The sequence below is a fragment of the Acinetobacter calcoaceticus genome (assembly GCF_051947995.1).
In the GTDB taxonomy this organism is placed as follows: Bacteria; Pseudomonadota; Gammaproteobacteria; order Pseudomonadales; family Moraxellaceae; genus Acinetobacter.
Genome location: NZ_JBLVVH010000013.1, coordinates 16,501 through 38,601 on the forward strand (window position 1 = coordinate 16,501; position 22,101 = coordinate 38,601).

The window sequence follows — 22,101 nt, forward strand, 5'->3', positions numbered from 1 at the left end:
AATACATGCAAATATCAAACTGCTATGCAAGACTCTATTCAAAATTATATGCAACAGGTCGGTGCTCAGGCACGTCAGGCATCTCGTATGTTAACCAGTGCCTCAACGCATTTAAAAAATCATGCCTTGTCTGCGATCTATACCGCTTTGGAAAATAATCAGGCCCAGATTTTAGCGGCTAATCAAATTGATATGGACAATGGTCGCCAGCGTCAACTGGACAGCGCCCTGCTGGATCGTCTAGAGCTTACTCCGGCACGCTTTAAAGGCATGCTGCAAGGTTTAAAAGATGTCATTGGTCTGGTGGACCCGATTGGGGAAATTACTGACCTGGCTTACCGTCCATCGGGGATCCAGTTGGGTAAAATGCGTGTGCCTTTAGGCGTGATCGGGATGATTTACGAATCAAGACCGAATGTGACCCTTGAAGCTGCATCACTGGCGTTGAAATCTGGCAACGCGATTATTTTACGTGGTGGCTCAGAGGCGCTCGAGTCTAACAAGGCCATTGCCACTGCAATCCAGCATGGTTTACAGGTTTCAGGCTTGCCTGAACATGCCGTACAGGTGATTGATACCCCAGATCGCGCCGCGGTTGGTCATCTGATTACCATGACCGAGTTTGTCGATGTGATCGTGCCGCGTGGTGGTAAAAGCCTGATTGAACGCATCAGCAATGAAGCCCGTATTCCTGTGATTAAACATTTAGATGGCAATTGCCATGTATTTGTTGAAGCCCAGGCCGACTTGCAAAAGGCCTTGCCGATCGCCCTGAATGCCAAAACCCATCGCTATGGCGTGTGTAATGCCATGGAAACCTTACTGGTTGATGAAGCGATTGCGGAAGAGTTCTTACCGCGTATTGCTGAGCTGTATGCTGAAAAGCAGGTTGAACTACGCGGCTGTGCGGAAACCCAACGTATCCTAGGTGTATCTGTAAAAACAGCCACTGAGGAAGACTGGTATACCGAATATCTCGGACCGATTCTTGCTGTCAAAGTGGTGACTGGTATGGATGAAGCGATTGAGCATATCAATAAGTATGGTTCACACCATACCGATGCCATCATCACCGAAAACTTTAGTCTAGCCCGTGAGTTCTTGGCGCGTGTTGATTCAAGCTCAGTCATGATCAATGCGTCTACACGCTTCGCCGATGGTTTTGAATATGGCTTAGGTGCAGAAATCGGGATTTCGACCGATAAAATCCATGCCCGTGGCCCAGTTGGCCTAGAAGGTTTAACCTCTCAAAAATGGATTGTGTTTGGCGACGGTCAAATCCGCCAATAATAGAAACGCCTATTGCAACACAGCAACACGATAAAGGCCATTTAATTGATCTTTATCGTGTTTTTATATACTCACATACAAAAATAATGATAAAACCTACAGATCAATTAAAAGCGTGTGTTATTTCCAGCCTATACTGATGAGGTTGATTTATAAACGGGTTGTATAGGCTAAAGTCTATCTTCGCCAAGATGACATCCCATGTTAAAACATTGCGCTTGATTCCACTGCCTTATGCATTGCAGCAAGATCAAAGTGTTCATCATAAAATTTACAATCTGTTAGGTGTTCAAACGTGGCTATATCTGTATTAGTAATTAACTGTGGTTCATCATCAATCAAATACGCACTCATCTCGGAACGCCGTGAAGATCGTATTTACGGTTTGGCAGAAAATCTGGGCGCAGCTGATGCCCGTATCAAAGGGATCACTCTGGGTGGCGAGCCATTAGAACTTTCAATTCCTTACGCAGATCATGCCAAAGCACTGGAAACCTTGTTGGCGCGTTTAGCCAACTACAATCCGCAAGCAATTGGACACCGTGTGGTACACGGTGGCAATATCACCAAAGCAGAACTGCTTACACCTGAACTCGTTGAACGTATTGAAGCCGCGACACCGCTTGCACCACTACACAATCCGGCACACCTCATCGGGATTGAAGCTACCATGCGCTTATTCCCGCAACTGCCACAGGTTGCTGTCTTTGATACCGCGTTCCATCAAACCATGCCTGAACACGCTTACCGTTATGCACTGCCACAATATTTATATACCGAACATCAAGTGCGCCGTTATGGCTTCCACGGCACCAGCCATGCCTATGTCACTGAACGTGCCAGCGAACTGGCGGGCACCAAGAATCAGGGTGGCTGGCTCAGTGCCCATTTAGGTAACGGTAGCTCAACCTGTGCCGTATGGAATGGGCATAGTGTCGATACCTCTATGGGTATGACCCCGCTTGAAGGCGTAGTCATGGGTACCCGCAGCGGCGATGTCGATCCAAGTCTGCATCTGTTCCTGGCCAGCAATCTGGGCTGGGACATCCAGAAAATTGACAGCATGCTCAATAAAGAAAGCGGTTTATTGGGCTTATCGGGCTTATCCAATGACATGCGCACCTTGGTAGAAGCCTCTGAAAATGGACATGAAGATGCAACGCTTGCGATTGAAGTGTTCTGCTATCGTCTGGCCAAATCTTTATCTGCTTTAAGTTGTGGCCTGCCACGTCTGGATGGTTTAGTCTTCACCGGCGGTATTGGCGAAAACTCAGCCTATGTCCGTGAAAAAACCTTGGGCTATTTATCTCATTTTGGTCTGCAATTTAGCAAAGAGAAAAATGATGCTTTGGCACGCGGTAGCGAAGGTCGTATTGATAATGGCACGGGCCCACAGATCTGGGTCATTCCAACCGATGAAGAAGGCCGTATTGCCAAAGAAACCCGTCAAGTGATTGAGCCAAACGCTTAATTTATTCAGAAATATAAAAGAGTGACCAAGTCAGTATGAATACGATTTTACTCATCCCTACCGGGGAAGGTGTTGGTTTAACCTCTGCCTGTCTCGGCATGATTTATGCGCTGGACTGTAAAGGGATCAATGCGGGTTTCCTCAAGCCATTTTCACAGATTGCCGATGCGCCTGTAGATCGCACCACCACCCTATACCACCATCTATTTCAACATCCTTCGGTTGAACCGATTAGCTATGAAAAGCTGACCCAACTGATTGCCTTGGGCGAAACCGATGAATTGCTGGAAGAAGCTGTAGCACTGCATCGCCAGATTGCCGCCAATCATGATGTGATTATTGTTGAAGGGCTCGTGCCGAATGGGCAAGATCATTTTGCCAGCGAAATCAATGCAGCACTCGCGCAAGCACTGGATGCCCAAGTGGTTCTGGTCAGTACGGCTGATCTGGCGGATGCCCGTAAAACAGCGGAAAAAGTTGATGCCCATTTACGCCAGTTTGGCGGCGCCGCATCGGCGCGTACCACTGGCGTGCTGTTTATGCGCACCAAAGGACTTCCTGAAGGCACCGCAGAAATTCCAGTAACGCTGGACCCAAGCTTACGCCTAGACCAGCACATCGAAGCCTTTGCTCTGGAACTGCAACGTTATAATCGTTATATGGGCACAAATGACCTACCGATTATTGGACTGGTACCATTCAGTAATATTCTGAGTGTGCCGCGTAGTCTGGATATTGCTCCTGTGATTAAAGGAACCTGGTTACATCAAGGTGAAGCCAAACAACGTCGCATTCTGCATACTAGTTTAATTGCATCCAATATCGAATCTGAGTTACATAAGTTTGTTGCGGGTGAACTGATTATTAGCGCCTCACAACGCACCGATGCCCTGTTAGCGGCTAGTCTTGCCAGTAGTAATGGCACACCGTTGGCTGGTCTGGTGTTAACCGAGCAAGCTGCGCCTGCAAGCAATGTACTCGAATTTTGCCAAAGTGCGATTAAACAAGGCTTGCCTATTTTGCACACGCCTTTAGACACTTTGGAAACGGCGCAACTGCTGCATCGTTTTGGCAATGAAATTCCAATTGATGATACTGAACGTGCCGAACAAGTGACGCGTTTTGTGTCCAGCCATATTGATAATCACTGGCTTGATCAACATACCCAGAACAATCTTCACCCTCGCCTGTCACCGTCTGCTTTCCGCTATGAACTGGTACAGAAATCGATTTCGGCCAAGAAACGGATTGTATTACCTGAGGGTGATGAACCTCGTACCGTACAGGCCGCAGTAATTTGCCAGACACGTGGTATTGCGCAATGTGTGTTATTGGCAAAACCAGAATCAGTGGCGGAAGTAGCGAAGGCACGCGGCATTCAACTGCCAAATGACTTAGAAATTATTGATCCGGATACTATTCGTGATCAATATATTGAACCGATGGTGGAACTGCGTAAAGGCAAGCTGGATGCCTTACAGGCCAAAGCACAGTTGCAAGATACCGTGGTGCTTGGCACCATGATGCTGGCGCTGGATCAAGTTGACGGTCTGGTTTCTGGTGCAATTCATACTACCGCGAATACCGTGCGCCCTGCATTTCAGTTGATCAAGACAGCACCAAACTATTCACTGGTGTCCTCAATCTTCTTTATGCTGTTGCCAGATGAAGTCTATGTCTATGGTGACTGTGCCATTAACCCGGATCCAAATGCCGAACAGCTGGCTGAAATTGCCATTCAGTCAGCAGATTCTGCTAAAGCTTTCGGTCTTGATCCGCGTATTGCCATGATCAGCTATTCGACAGGAACTTCCGGCACAGGGGCTGATGTCGAAAAAGTGGCTGAAGCCACCAAAATTGCACAACAGCGTCGCCCGGATTTATTGATTGACGGACCATTGCAATACGATGCTGCTTCAGTCGAAAGCGTCGGTCGCCAGAAAGCGCCTGATTCTCAAGTGGCGGGACGTGCCAACGTGTTTATCTTCCCGGACCTGAATACAGGCAATACCACCTATAAAGCGGTACAACGTGCAGCGAATGTAGTCAGTGTCGGTCCAATGTTGCAAGGCCTGAACAAACCCGTGAATGACTTGTCCCGTGGTGCATTGGTAGATGATATTGTATTTACCATTGCCTTGACCGCGATTCAGGCCAAACAGCAAGATTAAATTGATTATAGAGTCATAAAAAAAGCCATCTACACCAATAAAGAGTAGATGGCTTTTTTTTATTGTAGATGTTTTAATTAAGCACGTTTTGAAACCCCAATTCTTTTGAACTGCGGCCCCTTCACAAAGAAAATCGCATTACCGCATAGAATCAAAATCACCCCGATGACTGCATTCATTTGCCAGTGATAACCTTCCCATACCGTCGAGATGACCAAAGCCACCAAAGGAAACAGCAAAGTACTATACGCCGCCTTGCCTGCACCAATACGCCCCACCAGAAAGAAATAGGCAGTAAAGCCAATCACCGAGCCAAAGATTGCTAAATACAGCAACGCACTGACCGCACTAAAGGACATGCTTGGGAAAAAATTGTCCTGTTTAAACCATGAGATCAAAGCCATCAATAATGAACCATACAACATGGCATAGGCATTGGTGGTAAAAATATCCAGCCCATGTTTCTGATGTCGGGTACTGATCATATTCCCCAAAGAGAAACCATAGGTGCCTAGGATACATAGCCCGATACCGATCAGGGTATTGCGATTTAAAGTGGTGCCTACCACGTCATGCCAGAACAAGGCAATAATCCCCAGCACACCAAGTAAGGCGGCAGGATAAAAGCGTGAAGAAACCTGCTGAGAAAAAAATAATCGGGCATTAATGGTATTGAAAATCACCGCCATCGAGAAAATGACCGCTTCTAAACCACTACTGATATATTGCACCGCATAGTAGAAACAGACAAAGTTAAAGCCGAAAATACAGCAGGCCTGTAACATACAGAATAAGTGATCTTTAGCTGCCAGCTTTTGCAATTTCCGGCTGATCGCAATAAAACCAAATAAGATCAGTGCTGAGATAAAGAAACGCCAGAACACCGCAACATTGGCTGAAATTCCACTTTGTTGTTGCAAGGTAATGGCAATCCATGTGGTTCCCCAAATCACCACCACCAAAGCATATAACAGCGCATTCATCTCTTTTAAACCCAACTTAATCACTAGGACGATTATTTTGCGAGATTTGATGGCCCGGGTTCTTGCACAATCTTGCGGTGCTTATCATGAATTTGCGTTTTTCTATAGACTTTTTGACCAGATGACAAAACTGGCTGAACGTTCTACACTTAACTGGATCATATTTGGCACTGCGTATAGAAGATGAAATATCAGATTCTAGATCAATTACAGCAATATAAAGCGCAATTGCTCGACTCGGTAGAACTGGGTTCGGGTATGCAGTTGGCCATGTGGCAAAACAATCAGGATCGTGTCAGTGTCTGTAGTAATCACCATACCTTAAGCATGTATGTTCAAGGGGGTTATGAAAGCTATCAAAAGACGGCGCAAGGCTGGCACAATGGGGGTGGACCTGATCGGATGTGTCTGATGCCACAGGATTTTGAATCGACCTGGGATCTGCGTGATCCACTGACATTTGTACATTTGTACTATACCGAACAACATTTACAACGCGTGGCAGAACAAGTCTGGGATCGCGAACCCAGCCAGATCATCCTTAATCCGCAGATTTTTGTGGCGGACCCGCAAATTTCCATGCTCTATCGGCATTTTTTACTGAATGGTGCCTGGCAAGAACGTGAAAACCATTTGCAGATGAGTACCGCAACCACGCTATTACTGAATCATCTGATCAAAAATTACAGTCATGCCCAATGGCAAGCGCCTGAAGTCAAAGGTGGTCTCTCGCCTTATGTGCTTAAACAGTTACTGGAATGGATTGATCAACATCTCCATTTGAGTCTGACCTTATCGGATCTGGCTCAGCAAGCACAACTCAGCGAGTATCATTTTGCCCATATGTTCAAACAGTCAATGCAGATGCCTCCGCATCAGTATGTGATGCAACGTCGTCTTGAACTGGCACATCAGGCATTACACAGCAGCAGTCTGAATTTGACTGAAATTGCCACCCAATATGGCTTTAGCTCCAGTAGCCATTTTAGCAATCGTTTTAAAAAGCAGTTTGGTTATTCGCCCTCGCAAATCAGAAAAAACTAAAACAGAAATTTCTCCTGATATATTCTTACGTTCTGTTTTTCATTGTTAGACCTTTCGCCAAATCTGAGCTAAAACTCCCACAATCATTCCTTTTTGTCATATAATTTAGCCCGCCAGCTAATCGCCCGCTCAAGAGAAATTTGATATGACAACGATCATCAAACAAGATGACTTGATTACATCAATCAAGGATGCCCTGCAGTTTATTTCTTACTATCACCCGCAAGACTTCATCCAAGCGATGAGCCGTGCCTATGATCGTGAAGAAAACAAAGCTGCAAAAGATGCTATTGCACAGATCCTCATCAACTCACGTATGTGCGCTGAAGGTCACCGACCAATCTGTCAGGATACAGGGATTGTTAACGTTTTCCTTGAAGTTGGCCTGGACGTTAAATTTGATTTAACCATGAGTCTGGATGATGCAGTCAACGAAGGCGTACGCCAAGGTTACCTAGAGAACTCAAACGTACTACGTGCTTCAGTTTTAGCAGATCCGGCTTTTGGTCGCAAGAATACCAAAGACAATACCCCTGCTGTCATCCACTATAAACTCGTACCTGGGAATAAAGTCGATATTACCGTGGCTGCAAAAGGTGGCGGTTCAGAAAACAAATCTAAACTCGCGATGTTGAATCCGTCTGATTCAATCGTGGACTGGGTACTTAAAACTGTTCCAACCATGGGTGCAGGCTGGTGTCCACCAGGTATGCTCGGTATCGGTATCGGTGGTACTGCCGAAAAAGCCATGATGCTTGCAAAAGAAGCACTCATGGAAGAAATCAACATGGACGAATTACTTCGTCGTGGTCCACAAAACAAGATGGAAGAACTCCGTATCGAGATCTTCGAGAAAGTGAATGCATTAGGTATTGGTGCACAAGGTCTTGGTGGTTTAACCACAGTGCTTGATATTAAAATCAAGGATTACCCATGCCACGCAGCAGGTAAGCCAGTCGGTATGATTCCGAACTGTGCTGCAACTCGTCACGCGCACTTCCAGTTAGACGGTACAGGTGTCGCACATATTCAGGCACCAAAACTTGAAGACTACCCTGCTGTGACTTGGGATTCGTCTCAATCGAAGCGTGTCAACCTTGATACCATTACGCAAGAAGAAATGAATGCCTGGAAGCCAGGTGATACATTATTGTTGAACGGTACGATTTATACCGGTCGTGATGCTGCTCATAAGCGCATGGTCGACATGCTCAACAATGGCGAAGAGCTTCCAGTCGATCTAAAAGGTAAATTCATTTACTACGTGGGTCCAGTCGATCCAGTTGGCGATGAAGTAGTTGGTCCTGCTGGCCCTACAACAGCAACCCGTATGGACAAGTTTACCCGTCAAGTGTTAGAAGCAACTGGCTTGTTCGGCATGATCGGTAAAGCGGATCGTGGTCCAGCTGCAATTGAAGCAATCAAAGACAATCAGGCAACTTATTTGATGGCTGTTGGTGGCGCTGCTTACCTTGTGTCTAAAGCAGTCCGTGAAGCTGAAGTCGTTGCCTTTGCTGATTTAGGTATGGAAGCAATCTACAAGTTCGTGGTTGAAGATATGCCGGTCTCTGTTGCGGTTGATGTGAATGGTACTTCAATCCATGCCACTGCACCAAAAATCTGGCAAGCTAAAATTGGCAAGATTCCAGTGGTTGATGCCGCTGCGTCATAAATAATACTCATACAATAATCATAGCCGAATCATCGTATTCGGCTATTTTTTTGCCTAAAGCTTCTGTTAGATTATAAAGATGAGAAGAATAAGGAAATGCAAATGAATAAATATTTACTCAGCATGCTGCTTGGTCTGAGTTTACTTGGCAATATCCAGCATAGCTTTGCATCTCCTGCACAAAGCAAATCGATCAAAGAGCTGATCAAACTCAGTGATCTTGAACATGTCCTAAATACCTCACTGGATGAAATGCAGCCCACACTGGATCTTGAAGCTGAAAATATCCTGTTACGGGTGCTAGGCAAAGATGAACTTACCACCACGCAAGAGCATCTTGCGGTGCTGGAACTGAGTCAACTGCTCAAAGAAACCAGCGCAAAAATGTTTGCCCGGCCTGAAACCATTCAGGCGATTGAAAAAATCTACATCGATTCGCTTAGTGAAGAAGAAGTCCAAGCCTATTTAAAATTTTTAAAGACACCGGAAGGCCAGTCGATTAACCAGAAAACCCTACAAATCACCACTCATGTTTTTCAATACATGAATAATATCAGTCAAAAAACCTTGAGCGATCCCCAACAAAGTTCACAGCTTAAAGCTCAGTTCCTGACGATTATTAAACCGTTAATTCAGGAAGAATAAACGGTCTTGTCACTGTCATGATTACCAGGTCAACGGATTCCACAACTTAAACGGTTTGACCAGATGCACTTCAGACTTTGCATTATACTTGGCCGGTTTTAACTCTTGTGGCTTAGAACGCACCTTGCCTGAAGCATCCTGTGCCACAAAGTTATAACTGGATGATTTTAGTCGGGTAAAGGCGATTTCCTGATGTGCCACTTTATCGGGCATGATCATAAATGGTCCCGTATGTTCACTACGGGAAATTTTATTTTCTTCGTCATACTTAATGAAATAGGTCTGAGCAGCATCGACGGTAAAGTCCAGATATTTCGGCTTTTGGAAATGGAGTCCAGCCAATGGTCGACTCACACTCAGACGATAGGTACCTGCGGGTAGCTCAAGCCAGTAATAGTGATTATGCAATAGACTTGGGATACGGTGTCCATTAATGAATAAATTGGCCGCAGCAATTTCCTGACGATTCCAACGCGTATCAGGACGATATAAATAGACCACTGCCGCTTGTTCATTTTGCGGTTTAACCGGCGCGAAATACTGCCCTAATTTCTGATTGACCCAGCCGCCCACACTAAAGCCGCCGACATGATATTGATCAAATAAACCTGGTTCTTTTTCTGTATCCACAGGGGGTAATGTTGCAGTCAGTGCGGTTGGTTTTTCTTCAACAGCTTTATGGCTTTGACAGCCAGCGAGCACCCCTGCACAACATAATGACACTATTAAATAACGCATGACATCCCTCAAGGCGTTTTCTTGAATTTATTTTTAACAACGCAAAACTATGCGGATTTTTTTCAATTTTAAGATTAACACCTCGTTGCCCAATTGCAAATAAAAAAAGCATGAAAAGCCAAGCCTTTCATGCTTTTTCAGATGGACGAGAATTAAGCCGATTTAGAATCGACCACCTTCAAATCCTTCTTTTCAATCAGTTCGGGTGTACCTGTCTGTGGTAGACGTTCCGGTTTAAAGGTTGGCTTCGCCGTACCATTAATCACCGCTTCATCTACAATAACCGTGCCTACATCAGTACGACTTGGTAAGTCATACATGGTTTCAAGCAAGACATTTTCCAGAATTGAACGCAGACCACGTGCACCAGTATTACGATCCAGCGCTTTCTTCGCAACAGCACGTAATGCAGACTCATCAAAGACCAGATCGACATCTTCCATCGTGAACAGGTACTGGTATTGACGCGTCAATGCATTTTTAGGCTCTGTCAGAATCTGCATCAATGCTTCTTCATCCAACTCTTCTAAAGTGGCAATCACGGGCAAACGACCAATAAATTCAGGAATCAAACCGAATTTAACCAGATCCGTTGCTTCAACCTGACGGAACAATTCAGAGACTTTTTTACTGTCATCTTTATTCTTCACATCCGCGGTAAAACCAATCCCGCCCTTCTCTTGACGTTGCTGTACGATTTTCTCCAGACCAGAGAATGCACCACCACAAATAAACAGGATATTGGCAGTATCAATCTGGATGAATTCCTGCTGTGGATGCTTACGACCACCTTGTGGCGGAATAGAAGCAACCGTACCTTCAATCATTTTTAATAATGCTTGTTGTACGCCTTCGCCAGACACATCACGGGTAATTGAAGGATTTTCAGATTTACGCGTAATCTTATCAATCTCATCAATATAGATAATGCCTTTCTGCGCTTTCTCTACATCGTAATCGGCTTTTTGCAATAACTTCTGCACGATGTTTTCAACATCTTCACCCACATAACCGGCTTCGGTTAAGGTGGTTGCATCTGCCATCGCAAAAGGTACATCAAGTAAACGTGCCAGCGTTTGCGCCAGTAATGTTTTACCTGAACCTGTAGGGCCGATCAGCAAAATATTACTTTTCGCAATTTCAATATCCTGATGCCCATGAGTCGACTGGCCCACTTTCAAACGTTTATAGTGGTTATAGACGGCAACAGATAAGGTTTTTTTGGCAACATCTTGCCCAATGACATATTGGTCCAAGGCAGCACGTATTTCGTGTGGTTTCGGCAAAGCTTTAGTTGCCCAATCGCCAGCTTCAACTTGTTGACTGGTTTGTACCAGATCCAAGCAGACATCCACACACTCATTACAAATATATGCGTCCTCACCAGCAATCAATTTTCCAACTTCAGATTGCGTCTTACCACAAAATGAACAATGTTTTTGTCCTTGAGGATGTTCGGACATATTTACTCCACAACTTAAATCTTAAACTTAGGTCCTAAATCAGGGACGTTTGCTTAGCACTTCATCTACTAAACCATATTCTTTGGCTGCTTGTGCAGTCATGAAATTGTCACGATCTGTGTCACGCGCAACCGTTTCATAATCCTGACCACTATGTTCAGCCATCAGGCGGTTTAAACGTTCTTTGATAAACAGAATTTCACGCGCATGAATTTCGATATCAGAGGCCTGACCACGGAAACCACCGAGTGGCTGGTGAATCATGACACGTGCATTTTCCAGACAGTAGCGTTTCCCTTTCGCGCCCGCATTTAACAAGAATGCACCCATTGATGCAGCTTGACCCATGCAGTAAGTGACAACATCAGGTTTAATAAACTGCATGGTGTCATAAATCGCCATACCCGCAGTGACTGAGCCACCTGGTGAGTTGATATAAAGGTGGATGTCTTTTTCTGGATTTTCTGCTTCAAGAAATAACATCTGCGCAACGATTAAGTTCGCCATGTTATCTTCAACTTCACCCGTTAAGAAAATAACACGCTCACGTAATAGACGTGAAAAAATATCGAATGAACGCTCACCACGAGAGGATTGTTCAACGACAACAGGAACTAAAGCATTTTCAATTGTTGGAACATACATATGTTTACTTATTCCTAAATTATTGTGACCCGATCTATGCCAACAATATGAGGGATAATCGATGAAATTGCAAAAGGTTCAATCTGAAATATTCGATTATTTAGACTAAAATCTGGTAATTTTTCGAGAAATTAACACTTTCATAACATAGGGTTTTAAGCACTTGCAGCAATACTTTCGAGGATAGAAATTTTCGAATTCTGCCAGCCCTGCTCTCCAGTATTTCGCATACGAGAGAATAGAACGAAATTAGAGCCTTAACTGCTCAATTCATTTCTTTAACGATTTACCGAATATATAACTTAATGCTAAAGAAAAAAGGCGCATTAAGCGCCTTTTTTCTTTAATCAACTTTTGAAAGATTAGCCACGACGAGCTTGTTGTTCTTTCAATAAGTCTTCGTAGCTAATCGCAACATCTTTTACTTTAGCAGCAGCCAAGATGTGATCAACCACTTGATCTTCTAACACAACAGCTTCAATTTGAGCGCGTTGTTGTTTGTCATTTTTGAAGTATTCAACCACTTCAGTTGGATCTTCATAAGAAGAAGCCATGTCATCGATGTAAGCATCAACACGTGATTGGTCAACTTCAAGTTTAGCATCAGCCAATACTTTGCTTACCAATACGCCAAGCTTCACTGATTTTTCAGCTTGTTCTTTGAACAATTCATCTGGAAGCATGCTGCTGTCAAATGCGCCTGCACCTTGAGCACCAAACTGTTGAGTGAATTGCTGGATCATTTGTTGACGTTGACGGTCAATTTCTTGAGCAACCATAGACGCTGGAACTTCGATTTCGTTCGCAGCCACAAGCGCATCAAATGCCGCTTGTTTAACTTGGTTACGAAGACCGTTGCGAACTTCACGTTCCATATTCTTACGAACGTCAGCTTTTAACTTGTCTAAGCCTTCTTCTTCAGTTAAACCAAAGATTTTTAAGAATTCAGCATCGATTTCTGGAAGTTTAGGTTTTTCAACTTGCTTCACAGTGATTTTGAATTGAGCCGCTTTACCCGCCAAGTTTTCAGCTTGGTAATCTTCTGGGAAAGTCACGTCAATTACTTTCTCTTCGCCAGCTTTCATACCAACGATACCGTCTTCGAAACCTGGGATCATACGACCTGAACCAAGTACAAGTTTAAAGTCTTCAGCAGCGCCGCCTTCAAACTTCTCACCATCAACAGTACCTTCGAAGTCGAAAGTCACTTGCATGTCTTTCTTCGCCATACCTTTGGTTACAGCCCAAGTTTGACGTTGTTTTTGCAAGTTTTCGATCATCACGTCAACGTCTTTATCGTTGATTTCTGATGATTTACGTTCGACTTCCAAATCAGCGAAAGATTTCACTTCCACTTCTGGGTAAACTTCAACAGTTGCTTCAAAAACTAAAGCATCATCTTTGTTTTCAACTTTCTCAATGTTTGGCATACCCACTGCATTGATTTTTTCTTGTTGAATTGCTTCGAATACGGTGTCACGAATGACGTCATTCACAACTTCTTGATAAATGCCCGCACCATATTCACGGCGGACAACATTTAAAGGCACTTTACCTGGACGGAAGCCGTTGATCTTCACAGTTTTGGCAGTGCGTTTTAAGCGAGCTTCAAACTGCTCGTTAACACGGCTCGTCGGTACAGAAACATTTAAACGACGGGCAACGCCCGAAACCGCTTCAGTCGTTACTTGCATGGCTTCCTCGATATATAGTTAGTAGTAACAATTTTTAAAGTGCCACATTATATGACAACTTTCAGGATATACAAAATCGGATGCTAAAAAAGCAAATATATTTCCAATTTCAGGCAAAATCATAGTTTTCTTAAATGAATCTTAAATAGAATGTTACTTTTTGTTGTTAATGATAAATATTATCACTATAATTCGCACTGATTTTGAGCATTTTTCTATTTTTCTCGTCCAGCTTTGGAACTCTAGTTATGAGTAAATTTAATTTATCCCCGCTTTCTTTTGCATTACTTGGGGTAATGACCACTTCGGCTTTTGCAGACACCACAACAACACCTGAAAACACCAATACACACCAGCTTGCTACCATTGTGGTTTCCGCTTCTGGTTTCGAACAAGATATTAAAAATGCACCAGCCTCAATTAGCGTTGTCACTAAAGAAGATATTGAAAAGAAAAATGCAACCAGCATTGCAGATCTACTTTCAGATGTCCCTGGCATCGACATCCGTGATGGGATTGGAAAAACCTCTGGCTTAAATATTAAAATGCGTGGCTTAGGCAATGAATACAGCCTGATTCTGATTGATGGTCGCCGCCAAACCACTTCTTCGGATGTAACACCAAACGGTTTTGGAGAATCAGCAAATGGCTTTTTACCCCCACTCGCTTCAATTGAACGGATTGAAGTCATTCGTGGACCAATGGCAACGCGCTATGGTTCTGAGGCAATGGGTGGTGTCATTAATATTATTACCAAGAAAATTAGTGATGAATGGAATGGTAATGTCACGCTGAGCGGCAATGTGATGGAACATGGCGGCGAAGCCGACTCATGGAAAACTAGCGTCGTGGTGAATGGTCCAATTATTCAGGACAAGCTAGGCCTCCAGTTACGTGGTTCTTATTTAGATCGCCAAAAGTCAGAACGGGTTCCAGGCACTTCAGGTCGTGATCCACGTCCAAGTGAAGCAGATATTTATGATGTCGGTGGAAAATTATCATTTAAATTGGATGATCAGAATAGCTTCTGGGTAGATGGTTTTCACTCAAGTCAAACTTATAAAAATGACGATAACCGTTTAGGTACACTGGATACACCAGCACGAGCCAATGGCTATAAAGACGAGCTGGAATTCAAACGGGACCAGATTGCTGCAGGTCACCATGGTGACTATAGTTTTGGTCAATGGAACTCTTATGTCAGCCAGACTAAAACCGAAACAATTGGCCGTACCATTCCAAGAAACACTTTCCCTGGGAATGCAGCAGCAGGTCAGGACCGCACCTTAAAAAATACGGATTTTGTTGCCGACACACACGTGGTTATGCCAATTGCAGATCACAAACTTACTGTCGGTGCTGAATATAAAGAAGCAAAAATTGCAGATGATATTGCTGGTCTTGGTGCAACATTCAAAAAAGACTCGTTCTCTGTTTATGCTGAAGATGAATGGCGCATCCTAGATAACCTTGGCTTTACGCTCGGTGGTCGTTATGAAGATCACTCAGGTTTCGGGGGGCAATTTAGCCCGCGCGCTTACCTCGTTTGGAATGCAAATGACGAACTTACAATTAAAGGTGGTGTCAGCACAGGTTATAAGGCCCCTTCTGCAAAAGACCTTCACAATGGTGTTATTAGCGTAGGAAATCAAGGCGGTACATTTAATGTTGGCTCTCCTAACTTAAAACCAGAAGAATCAACCAACTATGAACTTGGCTTCAACTATAACAACGGCAATTTAGACCTCACCACCACAGCATTCTTTAATAAGATTAAGAACCTGATTACTGATGGACCTGAATTACTGAACTGTTTCTCTGAAAAAAATCCAAATCAACCCGGTTGTGTGAGCTATGGATCACATATTAATCAGGGTACATTTGCACAAAAAATCAATGCAGATGAAGCTGAAACCAAAGGTGTTGAACTCAGTCTGAAATACAGCATTATTCCTGAATGGGACATTAAAGCTGCATACACCTATATGGAATCAGAAATTACCAAAGGTAAGAACAAAGGTTCTTATCTAAGTAATGTTCCTAAAAATGCATTTAATATGACCTCAACCTGGCACATCAATGATGCATTTGATGTATGGTTACAACATGAATATAAGTCAGACCGTAAGCGCTACAATACAGAGCAAACCGCAGGTGATGCCGCTATTATTTATAATGCAACTAACAATAAATTAAAGGGTTATAACTTATTTAATTTAGGTGCAAGTTATCGTGTAAATGATCAATTGCGTTTCAATGGTTCAGTGAACAACTTGCTCGACAAAGACTTTAGCAGCAATGGTTCATATATTGATGCCAATGGTAATCCGGCTTCTTATTATGACTATATGCAAATTAGTTCAGGCATGTCTGGGACTTATCTGGCAGGCCGTAACTACTGGTTATCTGTATCCTACGACTTCTAAGTAATCTATACATCACTATATAAAAAACCTGCTCATGCAGGTTTTTTTACACTTGTCCCCCGCTCATACCATGCTTTTTAAAGTCATCGCTTTGACAATTTTTTATACTCAGAGTTTAAATTCAACTTTAAAATTTCTATTGTCTTCACTTTTAAACCTTGAGCATCTTGTTTAGGGCCCAAGGTTCAGATCATCTTCACTTTTCCATTAAAAATAACAAGCTGATATTCAAAAGCTTTCATATTGAGTGGCTATTGAAAAAACAGAATTCACTTCATTCGAATGAAAAAAATAATTAAATCTAAATAAAAAATTAACTCTTAATGCATAATCGCTTTTCCAGATTAAAGAAAAAAATCAACAAATTAACTACATTTAAGAACAAAACTTTATTCGTATTTCCATAATTAAAAGCTTAAGGAATTGGAAAAATCAATTTCAAACAAATGCATATAGAAATAAGAATGATTATTCTTTGCATGAATTTTTATACTGTTTAGGCGTGTCTCATGTCGTTTATCAAATCACGGAAGAAACTTGTCTCTTCTGCAATTGCATCATCCCTTTCGGTCATTGCAGTACCTGCGATTGCACAAGAACAACCCGTTCAACTCCCAACTATTCATGCGCATGCAGAACAAGAACAGAGCCTCAAGGTAGATAACTCTGCAAATGCAAAATTTGTTGCACCCCTTAAAGACACACCAAAAACCGTCTCTATCCTTTCCCAAAAACTAATTAAAGATACCAACTCAAATACCTTACTTGAGGCGCTTCGTTACGAACCAGGGATTACTTTAGGTGCGGGTGAAGGTGGTACGCCATTTACAGATATGCCCTATATTCGCGGTTATAGTGGTCAATCATCAATTTATGTAGATGGCGTACGTAACACCACCTCACAAAGCCGCGACATGTTTGCGATTGAACAGGTCGAAGTCATTAAAGGTTCTTCTTCTGCCCTCGGTGGAGGCGGCAGTGTGGGTGGTAGCATTAATCTGATCCCGAAAGTGGCCCATCAAGGTGATGTATATCAGGGCAGCATTCAGGGGGGTACCGATAACTATCGCCATATCCAGCTGGATGCCAATAAAGATTTCGGCAATGGTATCGCAGGTCGTGTTGTGGTGATGGGCCATGAAAATGAAAAACCGGGTCAACACAATGGTGCAGAATTTGCTCGTGCAGGTCTCGCATCAAGCCTCGCTTTTGGCTTAGATACAGCAACACGCGGTACATTCAGCTATTACTATTTACGTAGTAATGATGAACCAGATGCTGGTATTCCATTTAATAATCCAACACGCGCTCCTGCGGGCGTAACGCTTAATCCAGGTGATGGTCGCCCAGTGAGCGTCAAAGCTGGCACCTATTATGGCTGGAAAGATCGTGATTTTGACAAACGTGAAAATCACATTGGTACCTTCAAGTTGGAACATGATTTCAATGAAGATCTGACCTTATCAAATGTAATGACTTATAACAAATCAAAGTCGGACTATGTCTATACCAATGCGGATGACTCAAATGGCAATATTTACCGCGGTACAATTGCTCGCCGTGCTTTAAGCCGTATTCTGGATACCGATGCGTATAGCGATCAGCTTTCTTTAAGAGGCAAGTTCAACACTGGTGCATTTAAACATTCATTTAATGTAGGTACTGAGTGGAGCTATCAAAATACCGATCAGGGCATGCATACCTTTACCAATGCGGCTGGCCAAACAACTTCAACTATTCTGGCTTCGAATGTCAGTGGTTGTGACACAGCTTCCGCTACGTCAAATGGCTGGTGTACTGGTTTAAATAATCCGGGCAATGGTCGCTTTACTGACAGTTTGGGCAGCATCAAAGGTCAGTCAACAACACGTAGCCGTACTGTCTCTGTTTATGCTCTAGACAGTATTGAATTTAATCCACAATGGTTACTTAACCTAGGTGTTCGTTGGGACAAATTTGATACCGAGAAGAAATACAATAAAGATGTTTACAAAACAGATGCGAATAGAGCTTATACCTCTGTCGTTGATATTTCTAAAGGTACTAAATACGAAAGCGATGCTGACTTCTTTACTTATCAGGCCGGTTTAGTGTTTAAGCCAACTGAAGCTGGTAGTATCTATGCAAGTTTTGCCACCTCTGCAAACCCAGTCGGAGTTTTAGCAGAAGGTGATAGCAGTGATAATGCGCTCGGTACGACAGATATTGTGAATAACCTGAAGCCTGAAGAAGCACGGACTTTTGAAATCGGAACCAAATGGGACCTGTTTAATGAACGTGCAAATCTAACTGCAGCTATTTTCCGTACTGAAAAGCAAAATACCCGTATTCAAATTGATCCAACCACAACCACCAATGCAGGTGAAAGTAAAGTAGATGGATTTGAAGTGAGCTTAAACGGCAAAATTACCAATAAATGGGATATTGCTGCAGGTTATAGCTATCTGGACAGCGAAATCACTAAGGCAGCTTATAACGCAGTCGCGCAAGAAGGTAAACCACTTCCATTCGTTGCGAAAAACAGTGCAACTTTATGGTCAACATATAAAGTATTACCGAACTTAACACTAGGTGCGGGCGCAGAATATCGTGATCAAGTGTTTGTAAACACAACAGCACCGAAATTCTTGCCAACTTATACCATCTACAATGCAATGGCAAAATACGATGTAAACAAAAATGTGAATTTACAACTTAACGTGAATAACATTGGCGATAAACGTTACTTTACCAGCGCACATGCTGCACATTATGCATTTGAAGGTAATGGTCGTAACGCGGTACTTGCTGTTAATTTTAAATACTAAGTAATAGCGCCATAATAACTTTATGGCATTCAACTGAGTTCATATAAAATAGCCTCGTCATGAGGCTATTTTTACAAATGCAATAAATATTCAAAAGGTGTTCAGCGTGATCCATCATATTCCCAATGTATTAAGCAAACAACAAGTTGCAGAATTCCGCCAGTTAATGGCAGATGCAAATTGGGTGGGTGGAAAAGTGACTGCGGGGACCCTCTCTGCTTCAGTGAAACAAAATCAGCAGCTCTCAGAACAAGATCCCCTGACCCATGCGCTTAGTGATATTGTGATCAAAGCGATCTGGCAACATCCACTGTTTCAGGCTGCGGCATTACCGCATAAAATCATTCCGCCCCTGTTCAATCGTTATGATGAATCTGAAAGCTTTGGCTTCCATGTCGACAACTCGATTCGCCTGATTCGTGGTACATCCGAGCAAATCCGCACCGATTTATCCTGCACCCTGTTCTTAAGCGAACCAGAAGAATATGAAGGTGGAGAACTGGTGGTCGAGGATACCTATGGCTACCATGAGATTAAACTCCCTGCCGGTGATGTGGTGCTTTATCCATCAACCAGTTTGCATGAAGTCAGTAGTATTAACTCTGGCACCCGTTTCGCTTCATTCTTCTGGGTCCAAAGTCTGGTTCGGGACGATAGTAAGCGCCACCTCTTGTTTACACTAGATGAAAGCATCCGTGAATTGCGTAAAACTCATGGCGATGCTTATCCAGAAGTGATGAAACTCACCAATATTTACCATAACCTGATCCGGATGTGGTCTGAACTCTAATTCGCATACTTTTCAAAGCTTAGAGATAAAATTAATTTTTTTATCTCTAATTCATAAAATTACGGGAAATTTTCCCCATTAAAATTAAAATAGTGCAAAAAACAGGGAAATATTTTCCATTCATTGTCTTTAAAATGTTTTATAGACCTTTGCAGCCGTCTGTATTTTCGCCTAGACTGATCCCAGTTAGATGATTAATATAACTGCAAAATTAAATAACCCATACGAATGGTAGACGATGAAAACAAATCGCGGCTTTACCCACCCGTCTCATACAACACATCTTGCTGCTCTTCTCCTGATGCTGCGCCTCGCGCGCGTATAAATTTTTGCCTACATTTTTAGGCTCTCGATCCCCAGATTCGCTTTAAATTAATTCTTATAGACACCATATATATTTGTAGCACGTTGCCTTTTATTTGACTCAGCAACCATGCTACGACAAGGAGTTATCTCATGATGTTGGCTGACCCAAGCAAAAAATACCGCCGTATGTACCAGCGCGTCGATTTACCCGATCGCCAGTGGCCAAATAAAGAAATCAATCAAGCGCCAATCTGGATGAGCACTGACCTTCGTGACGGTAATCAGGCAATTTTTGAACCAATGAACATGGAACAAAAATTAAAAATGTTCCACATGTTGGTCAAGATTGGCTTTAAACATATTGAAATCGGCTTCCCTTCTGCTTCACAAATCGACTTCGACTTCACCCGTATGTTAATCGAAGAAAATTTGATTCCGGATGATGTTTATATCGAAGTATTGGTGCAAGCGCGTGATCACTTGATTGAACGTACTTTTGAAGCATTGGTCGGTGCAGAACGTGCCATCGTGCATATCTACAACTCAAACTCGCCGACTTTCCGCAAGAAAGTCTTGAATGTCGATGCCAATGGTTCAAAACAACTTGCCATTAACGCGGCAACCAAAGTGAAAGAATATGCGGCACAATATCCTGCAACAGAATGGATTTTCCAGTACAGCCCAGAATGTTTCTCTGCAACCGAATTAGAAGTCGCCAAAGATGTCTGTGACGCGGTAACTGAAATCTGGGAAGCTTCACCAACCAATAAAGTCATCTTGAACTTGCCTGCAACTGTGGAAGTGTCGACGCCGAATGTCTATGCCGATCAAATCGAATGGATGCACCGCAACTTGGCACGTCGTGATGGTGTGATTATCTCGGTTCACTGTCACAATGACCGTGGTTGTGGTATCGCAGCCTCTGAATTGGCAATTATGGCGGGTGCTGACCGCGTTGAAGGCTGTGTGTTTGGGAATGGCGAACGTACCGGTAACGTTGACGTTGCGGCAATTGCCTTGAACATGTATACCCAGGGTGTTGCACCGAACTTGGACTTCTCCAATATCAATGAAGTAATTGCAACGGTCGAAGAATGTACGGGTTTACCTGTGCATCCTCGTCATCCATATGCCGGTGATTTAGTCTTTACCGCGTTCTCTGGTTCACATCAGGATGCGATTAAGAAAGGCTTCGAATTCCAGAAAAACGAAGAAATTTGGGATATGCCGTATTTACCAATCGATCCTAAAGATTTAGGTCGTGACTATGATGCGGTGATCCGTGTGAATAGCCAATCTGGTAAAGGCGGTATTGCTTACTTGTTAGAATCGAATTACAACGTTGCCTTGCCACGTCGTGTTCAAATCGAATTCAGCCAGATCGTACAGCAACATACCGATGAAAATGGTACTGAAATCAGCGCCCATGAAATCTGGTCTTTATTTGAAAAAACCTATGTGGATGTAAAAAACAGTCATTATCATACCAAACATTATCAATTGTCGGATATTAATGGTACACAAATCATTGAATTAGACGTTGAAATTGACGGCGAAATTCAACGCCTACGCGGTGAAGGCAATGGCCCGATCTCGGCCATGTTAAATGCTTTACAGTTACCGATTGACGTGGTGAACTACGAAGAGCGCAGCATCAGTTCAGGTGCCAATGCCAAAGCCCTTGCCTTGATTGAGCTTCAGGTGAAAGGTACAGGTAAGAGTGCATTCGGTGCTGGCGTACATGACAACATCGTGACCTCATCAATTGAAGCTATTATTGCATGTACCAACCGCTTGATCGAGCAAGGTGTGTTGACCACCGACCAAGTGGCTGCCGCAGCCGTGTAGATCAGTGAAATATCACATAATCGTCAGTAAAGCTGAGTTGTAATATCAGAAAAAATGACTTTTGAAAGGATACCTGAATTGGTATCCTTTTATTATTAATGATTTATT

15 protein-coding genes are annotated in these 22,101 nt (G+C 43.2%); 10 read left to right on the forward strand and 5 right to left on the reverse strand.

All coding sequences use genetic code 11. The annotated features are described in order from the left end of the window. Positions 1–24 precede the first annotated feature (24 nt). The 3 genes from ACNQO6_RS17095 (at position 25) to pta (ending at position 4,932) form a co-directional block, all read left to right on the forward strand. On the forward strand, positions 25–1,290 hold the full coding sequence (locus ACNQO6_RS17095; protein ID WP_440209751.1) for a glutamate-5-semialdehyde dehydrogenase: 1,266 nt from the start codon (positions 25–27) through the stop codon (positions 1,288–1,290). Between the two features lie 295 nt (positions 1,291–1,585). After that, entirely contained in the window at positions 1,586–2,761 is a 1,176-nt protein-coding gene (locus ACNQO6_RS17100; protein WP_440209752.1) for an acetate/propionate family kinase, read from the forward strand. A 35-nt stretch (positions 2,762–2,796) separates the two neighbouring features. Then, positions 2,797–4,932 carry a phosphate acetyltransferase gene (gene pta, locus ACNQO6_RS17105; protein WP_440209753.1) on the forward strand — a complete coding sequence of 712 codons (2,136 nt, stop codon included), beginning with the start codon at positions 2,797–2,799 and terminating at the stop codon, positions 4,930–4,932. Between the two features lie 77 nt (positions 4,933–5,009). Here the strand turns inward: pta and ACNQO6_RS17110 are convergent, their stop codons facing one another. Beyond that, complete coding sequence (locus tag ACNQO6_RS17110; protein ID WP_440209754.1) at positions 5,010–5,915, reverse strand: DMT family transporter; 906 nt, start codon at positions 5,913–5,915, stop codon at positions 5,010–5,012. A 183-nt stretch (positions 5,916–6,098) separates the two neighbouring features. Here ACNQO6_RS17110 and ACNQO6_RS17115 point away from each other — a divergent pair, with 183 nt between their 5' ends. The 3 genes from ACNQO6_RS17115 to ACNQO6_RS17125 all read left to right on the forward strand — a co-directional run bounded on the left by ACNQO6_RS17115 (position 6,099) and on the right by ACNQO6_RS17125 (position 9,276). Continuing rightward, positions 6,099–6,959 carry an AraC family transcriptional regulator gene (locus ACNQO6_RS17115; RefSeq protein WP_199973224.1) on the forward strand — a complete coding sequence of 287 codons (861 nt, stop codon included), beginning with the start codon at positions 6,099–6,101 and terminating at the stop codon, positions 6,957–6,959. Positions 6,960–7,104: 145 nt separating this feature from the next. Continuing rightward, positions 7,105–8,631, forward strand: coding sequence for a fumarate hydratase (locus ACNQO6_RS17120; protein WP_005283132.1), 1,527 nt, complete (start codon positions 7,105–7,107; stop codon positions 8,629–8,631). A 102-nt stretch (positions 8,632–8,733) separates the two neighbouring features. Next, a complete protein-coding gene (locus tag ACNQO6_RS17125; RefSeq protein WP_440209755.1) occupies positions 8,734–9,276 on the forward strand; it encodes a DUF2059 domain-containing protein in 543 nt (180 codons plus the stop codon). Positions 9,277–9,297: 21 nt separating this feature from the next. Here ACNQO6_RS17125 and ACNQO6_RS17130 read toward each other — a convergent pair whose 3' ends face one another. From ACNQO6_RS17130 to tig, 4 genes are all read right to left on the reverse strand, one after another. Beyond that, entirely contained in the window at positions 9,298–10,014 is a 717-nt protein-coding gene (locus ACNQO6_RS17130) for a DUF2846 domain-containing protein (RefSeq protein ID WP_440209756.1), read from the reverse strand. A gap of 152 nt (positions 10,015–10,166) precedes the next feature. Next, positions 10,167–11,477, reverse strand: a complete 1,311-nt coding sequence (gene clpX / locus ACNQO6_RS17135) for an ATP-dependent Clp protease ATP-binding subunit ClpX (RefSeq protein WP_004775788.1) — start codon at positions 11,475–11,477, stop codon at positions 10,167–10,169. A gap of 39 nt (positions 11,478–11,516) precedes the next feature. Then, the gene (gene clpP / locus ACNQO6_RS17140; protein ID WP_004775790.1) at positions 11,517–12,122 is read right to left on the reverse strand and encodes an ATP-dependent Clp endopeptidase proteolytic subunit ClpP; all 606 of its coding nucleotides are present in this window, start codon (positions 12,120–12,122) and stop codon (positions 11,517–11,519) included. Between the two features lie 362 nt (positions 12,123–12,484). Then, positions 12,485–13,816, reverse strand: a complete 1,332-nt coding sequence (gene tig / locus ACNQO6_RS17145; protein WP_343579531.1) for a trigger factor — start codon at positions 13,814–13,816, stop codon at positions 12,485–12,487. A 248-nt stretch (positions 13,817–14,064) separates the two neighbouring features. Between tig and ACNQO6_RS17150 the strand changes: the two genes are divergently transcribed. The 4 genes from ACNQO6_RS17150 (at position 14,065) to leuA (ending at position 21,993) form a co-directional block, all read left to right on the forward strand. Continuing rightward, the gene (locus ACNQO6_RS17150) at positions 14,065–16,242 is read left to right on the forward strand and encodes a TonB-dependent receptor domain-containing protein (RefSeq protein WP_440209757.1); all 2,178 of its coding nucleotides are present in this window, start codon (positions 14,065–14,067) and stop codon (positions 16,240–16,242) included. Between the two features lie 509 nt (positions 16,243–16,751). Next, entirely contained in the window at positions 16,752–19,049 is a 2,298-nt protein-coding gene (locus ACNQO6_RS17155) for a TonB-dependent receptor (RefSeq protein ID WP_440209758.1), read from the forward strand. A 106-nt stretch (positions 19,050–19,155) separates the two neighbouring features. Next, positions 19,156–19,839 (forward strand): Fe2+-dependent dioxygenase, encoded by a 684-nt coding sequence (locus tag ACNQO6_RS17160; protein WP_005227330.1) that lies wholly within the window; start codon positions 19,156–19,158, stop codon positions 19,837–19,839. Between the two features lie 456 nt (positions 19,840–20,295). Continuing rightward, on the forward strand, positions 20,296–21,993 hold the full coding sequence (gene leuA, locus ACNQO6_RS17165; RefSeq protein ID WP_440209759.1) for a 2-isopropylmalate synthase: 1,698 nt from the start codon (positions 20,296–20,298) through the stop codon (positions 21,991–21,993). Positions 21,994–22,101 lie beyond the last annotated feature (108 nt).

Coding starts and splice junctions, on each gene's coding strand:
- leuA (WP_440209759.1), top strand. CDS start 20,296: ATGATGTTGGCTGACCCAAGCAAAAAATACCGCCGTATGTACCAGCGC.
- ACNQO6_RS17120 (WP_005283132.1), top strand. CDS start 7,105: ATGACAACGATCATCAAACAAGATGACTTGATTACATCAATCAAGGAT.
- ACNQO6_RS17115 (WP_199973224.1), top strand. CDS start 6,099: ATGAAATATCAGATTCTAGATCAATTACAGCAATATAAAGCGCAATTG.
- ACNQO6_RS17150 (WP_440209757.1), top strand. CDS start 14,065: ATGAGTAAATTTAATTTATCCCCGCTTTCTTTTGCATTACTTGGGGTA.
- ACNQO6_RS17155 (WP_440209758.1), top strand. CDS start 16,752: ATGTCGTTTATCAAATCACGGAAGAAACTTGTCTCTTCTGCAATTGCA.
- clpX (WP_004775788.1), bottom strand. CDS start 11,477: ATGTCCGAACATCCTCAAGGACAAAAACATTGTTCATTTTGTGGTAAG.
- tig (WP_343579531.1), bottom strand. CDS start 13,816: ATGCAAGTAACGACTGAAGCGGTTTCGGGCGTTGCCCGTCGTTTAAAT.
- ACNQO6_RS17110 (WP_440209754.1), bottom strand. CDS start 5,915: ATGAATGCGCTGTTATATGCTTTGGTGGTGGTGATTTGGGGAACCACA.
- pta (WP_440209753.1), top strand. CDS start 2,797: ATGAATACGATTTTACTCATCCCTACCGGGGAAGGTGTTGGTTTAACC.
- ACNQO6_RS17130 (WP_440209756.1), bottom strand. CDS start 10,014: ATGCGTTATTTAATAGTGTCATTATGTTGTGCAGGGGTGCTCGCTGGC.
- ACNQO6_RS17095 (WP_440209751.1), top strand. CDS start 25: ATGCAAGACTCTATTCAAAATTATATGCAACAGGTCGGTGCTCAGGCA.
- clpP (WP_004775790.1), bottom strand. CDS start 12,122: ATGTATGTTCCAACAATTGAAAATGCTTTAGTTCCTGTTGTCGTTGAA.
- ACNQO6_RS17125 (WP_440209755.1), top strand. CDS start 8,734: ATGAATAAATATTTACTCAGCATGCTGCTTGGTCTGAGTTTACTTGGC.